The sequence below is a fragment of the Sphingobacterium sp. UBA7253 genome (assembly GCF_002472745.1).
GTDB classification, from domain to species: Bacteria; Bacteroidota; Bacteroidia; order Sphingobacteriales; family Sphingobacteriaceae; genus Sphingobacterium; species Sphingobacterium siyangense.
Genome location: NZ_DKSP01000097.1, coordinates 1 through 4193, shown reverse-complemented (window position 1 = coordinate 4193; position 4193 = coordinate 1). Strand labels below are relative to the sequence as shown.

The 4193-nt window shown below is 39.6% G+C and carries 7 protein-coding genes; 4 read left to right on the top strand and 3 right to left on the bottom strand.

Going from position 1 to position 4193, the window contains the following annotated elements:
- From B2X72_RS09415 to mazG, 3 genes are all read right to left on the bottom strand, one after another.
- Positions 1-281 (bottom strand): deoxynucleoside kinase (locus B2X72_RS09415; RefSeq protein ID WP_286849318.1); only part of this gene is annotated, 281 nt, incomplete at its 3' end.
- A gap of 12 nt (positions 282-293) precedes the next feature.
- The gene (gene trpS, locus B2X72_RS09410) at positions 294-1292 is read right to left on the bottom strand and encodes a tryptophan--tRNA ligase (RefSeq protein WP_088161124.1); all 999 of its coding nucleotides are present in this window, start codon (positions 1290-1292) and stop codon (positions 294-296) included.
- Between the two features lie 75 nt (positions 1293-1367).
- Positions 1368-2180 (bottom strand): nucleoside triphosphate pyrophosphohydrolase, encoded by an 813-nt coding sequence (gene mazG / locus B2X72_RS09405; protein WP_286834872.1) that lies wholly within the window; start codon positions 2178-2180, stop codon positions 1368-1370.
- A gap of 136 nt (positions 2181-2316) precedes the next feature.
- Between mazG and B2X72_RS09400 the strand changes: the two genes are divergently transcribed.
- The 4 genes from B2X72_RS09400 to B2X72_RS09385 form a co-directional block, all read left to right on the top strand.
- A complete protein-coding gene (locus B2X72_RS09400; protein WP_153848806.1) occupies positions 2317-2616 on the top strand; it encodes a hypothetical protein in 300 nt (99 codons plus the stop codon).
- 4 nt (positions 2617-2620) lie between these two features.
- The gene (locus tag B2X72_RS09395; protein WP_286709504.1) at positions 2621-3145 is read left to right on the top strand and encodes a hypothetical protein; all 525 of its coding nucleotides are present in this window, start codon (positions 2621-2623) and stop codon (positions 3143-3145) included.
- A 107-nt stretch (positions 3146-3252) separates the two neighbouring features.
- Positions 3253-3936, top strand: coding sequence for a hypothetical protein (locus B2X72_RS09390; RefSeq protein ID WP_147420923.1), 684 nt, complete (start codon positions 3253-3255; stop codon positions 3934-3936).
- A gap of 109 nt (positions 3937-4045) precedes the next feature.
- A partial coding sequence (locus B2X72_RS09385; protein ID WP_286849320.1) for an SDR family NAD(P)-dependent oxidoreductase occupies positions 4046-4193 on the top strand: 148 nt, incomplete at its 3' end.

Sequence of the window (4193 nt, the reverse complement as noted above, 5' to 3'; positions counted from 1 at the left end):
ACATACAAGTTTTCGGCAAAGATATAAGCATCTTCATAAATGGTACGATCCTGAATCATATCAATGCCAGTTTCCTGCAATTTTACAATATGTCTAAAGCGACTGTTGAGGAAAAAAATCTGAAGATTGAATGCCCAGCGTTTCATGTCCGAATAAAAATCTTCCAGATAAGGATTGTTGTCTACAGCTTCAAACTGAGGTTCAAATTTAAAGTGACTGGCCAACATTTCGGTCAACGTTGTTTTGCCGGCACCTATATTTCCAACGATAGCGATGTGCATATTATTTCTAGCTTAATAAAATCTTTTAATACCAATAATCTCACGAACCTCTTTCAGTGTCTTGTGCGCAGATTCGCTTGCTTTTTCAGCGCCCATTTTTGCAACTTTAGCAATGTATGCATCATCGTTTGATATATCCTCAATACGGGAGCGTACATCGTTGGTTGCAAGTACCATATCTTCTGCCAATTGTTTTTTGAAATCACCATAACGAATTTCACATTTGTTATAGAGTTCATCAAAATGCTGTAACGTATCTGCAGTAGATACGACCTTCATTAAATCAAAAAGATTTTGGATAGCTTCAGGCTTAGGCTGGTTCATCTCAGTTGGGCCAGAATCGGATACAGCACGCATCACCTTTTTACGAATTACGGTTTCACTATCCGATAGATAAATACAATCTGCCTCACCATTGGATTTACCCATTTTTCCCTGGCCTGCAAGTCCGGGAACTTTCACCAATTTGTCGGAATAGGAGAATGCAAATGCTTCTTTAAAATAATCTACGTTGTATAAGCGATTGAAGCGATTGCCAAAAGTCCGCGTCATCTCCAAATGTTGTTCCTGATCTTTTCCTACTGGAACTTTTGTGCCATGGTGAATCAATATATCACAGGCCATCAAGACCGGATAGGTCAATAAACCTGCGTTAACATTGTCGGGATTGCTTCTAACTTTATCCTTAAATGCTGTAGCACGTTCAAGCTCGCCGAGATAGGCATTCATATTCATGTATAGATAGAGTTCCGCAACTTCTGGAACATCTGATTGAACGTAAATAGTCGATTTTTCGGGGTCTATTCCTGCAGCTAGATATTCAACAATAACTTGGCGAACCGTTCCCTGAAGTCCATGAGGAGTGGGGTGGGTCGTTAGTGAATGTAAATCCGCAATGAAAAAAAAGCAATTATATTCGTTTTGCATTTTCACAAAATTGCTCAATGCGCCGTAGTAATTTCCTAAATGTAATTTTCCGGTACTTCTGATACCGCTAACAACTGTTTCCATATTCCTGCGAATTTACGCATAAATTTGACAAAGTCGAATTAAATTCGGTCGGTGACTCCCTTTTTAGGAATTGCTTTATTTTTTTAATTTTTTAGCTTCATTCCAATAAACGTCCATTTCTTCTAAACTCATTTCCTGCAGCAGCTGCTTATTTTCAGCGGCTTTTTGTTCTAAATAGGTAAATCGCTCAATGAATTTTTTGTTGGTGCGTTCTAGAGCATTTTCAGGATTGATACCAATATGCCGTGCATAATTTATTAAGGAGAATAAGAGGTCGCCAAATTCCCCTTCTGCTTTTTCCTGATCCATAGGAAGTGCTGTCTCCAGATTAAATTCTGCTTTAAATTCGGCAAGCTCTTCCTCTACTTTTTCCCATACTTGTTTCTTATCTTCCCAGTCAAAGCCGACACCGCGAACTTTATCTTGGATACGATAGGCCTTTACCAAAGCGGGTAGGCCTTTCGGCACGCCGGAAAGAACAGATGTATTGCCTTCTTTGAGCTTGATTGTTTCCCAATTGGATTTGACTTGATCTTCTGTATCAGCACTGGTGTCGCCGTAGATGTGGGGATGGCGCGTAATCAATTTATCACAGATTGCATTGAGTACGTCTACGATGTTGAAATGTCCGTCTTCTTCGGCAATGCGGGCATAGAATACAAGATGCATCAAGACGTCACCAAGCTCTTTTTTGATTTCTGGATAATCTTTTTCCAAAATGGCGTCGGTTAATTCATACATTTCCTCCATGGTCAAATGTCGAAGGGATTCCATGGTCTGTTTTTTATCCCAGGGACATTCAATCCGTAAGGTATATAAGACATCGAGTAATCGTTGAAAAGCGAGTTGAGGTGTATGCTGATACGCTGGTGCTGCTAGATTTGCCATATTTCATCGTGTTTGGTAGCACAAAAGTAGAAATATGATTTCGAATAAACTATTTCAAATTGCGGAAAACAAAACTCTTTTGTCAATCGTTTTATAATAAAAATTAGAATTTAGATCGGATTTAGAACAATCAACTATGGAAAGAATGCATGGATACTCCTCTGCAAGTGTTGCCTTGGAAAAGTTAAACAACTTAGGTTACACGATAGATTATAATATTGAATTTGACGATTTGTTGGCTCATGCAGATCAGTACAGAATTGACTACTTATTTCGCTATGAAGGTGCATCAGATCCTGATGATGAATCGTCGGTGTATGGTATTAGCAAAAATTCGGGACAGAAAGGTGTTTTTGTTGCAGGCAATTTGTCTTTAATTGAAGGTAAGAAGCGGGATATTCTATTACAAATGGAACTTAAAGAGCGGGAGCGATAGCCTTATGGAAAAAAATGGAATGGAAACAACGGAGCGGCTTGAGCAGCTTAAGCTTTGGGCCTTGAAACGTGATGGTAAAGAGGCGGATGCGCAATACCATGATCTTGCTTCGGATCGATGGTTGCAGGTTTATAGAAATGAAGCATTAAACCTCATGAAAGCGGGATTCTACAATAAAGGCTCGGCTTTGTTTGAGTCTTATGTTGAGGTTCATTATCCGCATGAACTGGAAAAATTGATTGGCAAATTAGAACGTAGTTATGACAGTTTACAGCGTTTTAGTCCAGGATTGCTTGAAGATGGTTTTTATAATCTCGTTTTGGGTGATATCCCTTTGCTCATGGCTGGTACGATCGTTGTTTTGCTTAGGGCCAAAGAGTCTGATTTTCCATCCATTTACAATAATGATGAGGATGCCGACATGCGAAGCTCTCCAAATTGGCTTATACAGCAGTCAAACAATGATATTTGGGTTGATATGCACCAGACAGCTTTAAATAATATTCACTACCCGGATAAAATTCTTTAGTCTGGCAAAATTTTTGCGGCCGATCGTGCCAGAAAGAGGAAACCTGAATAGGTTGTTCACTTTTTGGACTTTTTATTGAATTATAAACCCATTCTAAATTTTATTTTATGATGTTGTACATTGGTATTTTTGCCGTTATCGTTGTGGCTTGCGTATTCATTTCTCTTATGATGATGAAAAAGCAAAAGGAGACGGCCAAAAAGTATGAAGGTGAATCCGGGATTGCCCTAGCTCCAGGCGTAAAGGATGAATTGTTAAGTGATGAATTTAGTGAATTAAGAAAACAGTTGAACGGCGCTCCGATCGACGCCTTTACGCAATGCGCGTATATTGCAACAGTTGGCGACAAAGTTGCTTCAGCTGCAGCTACAGCGGCCAAGACTGTTGCTTGGGCGGCTGTAGGTGTAAAGGCTCGTTATAATGAACGGGATAACGCTTCTTATCTGGTGCTTAGCAACAACGAGTTGCATTACGTATTTTTTGATGAGGGTGAGGTGAGAGATCATTTGGTTTTTGATCATGAAACCTTGCTCGATGCGCGAACTGCGCAGATTACTAATTCTGAAAAAGTAACACGCATGGGCTCTGTCATGGGCTTGAAACCTAAGAAAATGCATCTTGACGTCAATGGAAATGGGCTCGATATTATTTATTACGGCACTGTTCAGCGTATGCCACATGGTATTATTTCTCCAGGTTCAGGTATGTTCGAAACACAGGCGAGGCTTCAATTGATGGGGCGTTTGTTTTTGGATAGATTATATAAAAAATATCCGCAGCTACAGAACTAAGCCGCCGAGAAATGTCATTTTAGTTTCGTTTTAATTGAAGTAAGTGGCCTTTTTGACTTGATTCCGCATTGCTTTTAGTAAATTGTCTGTATCATAAAATTTATATCATATGAAAATTTTAGCAGATAAAGTAGCTTTAGTAACAGGGGCGGGTTCGGGGATCGGACTGGCAGTTGCATTGGCTTATGGTAAAGAAGGTGCAAAAGTCGTTGTCTCCGATATCAACGAGCAAGCGGGGAATGAAACCGTAAAACAAA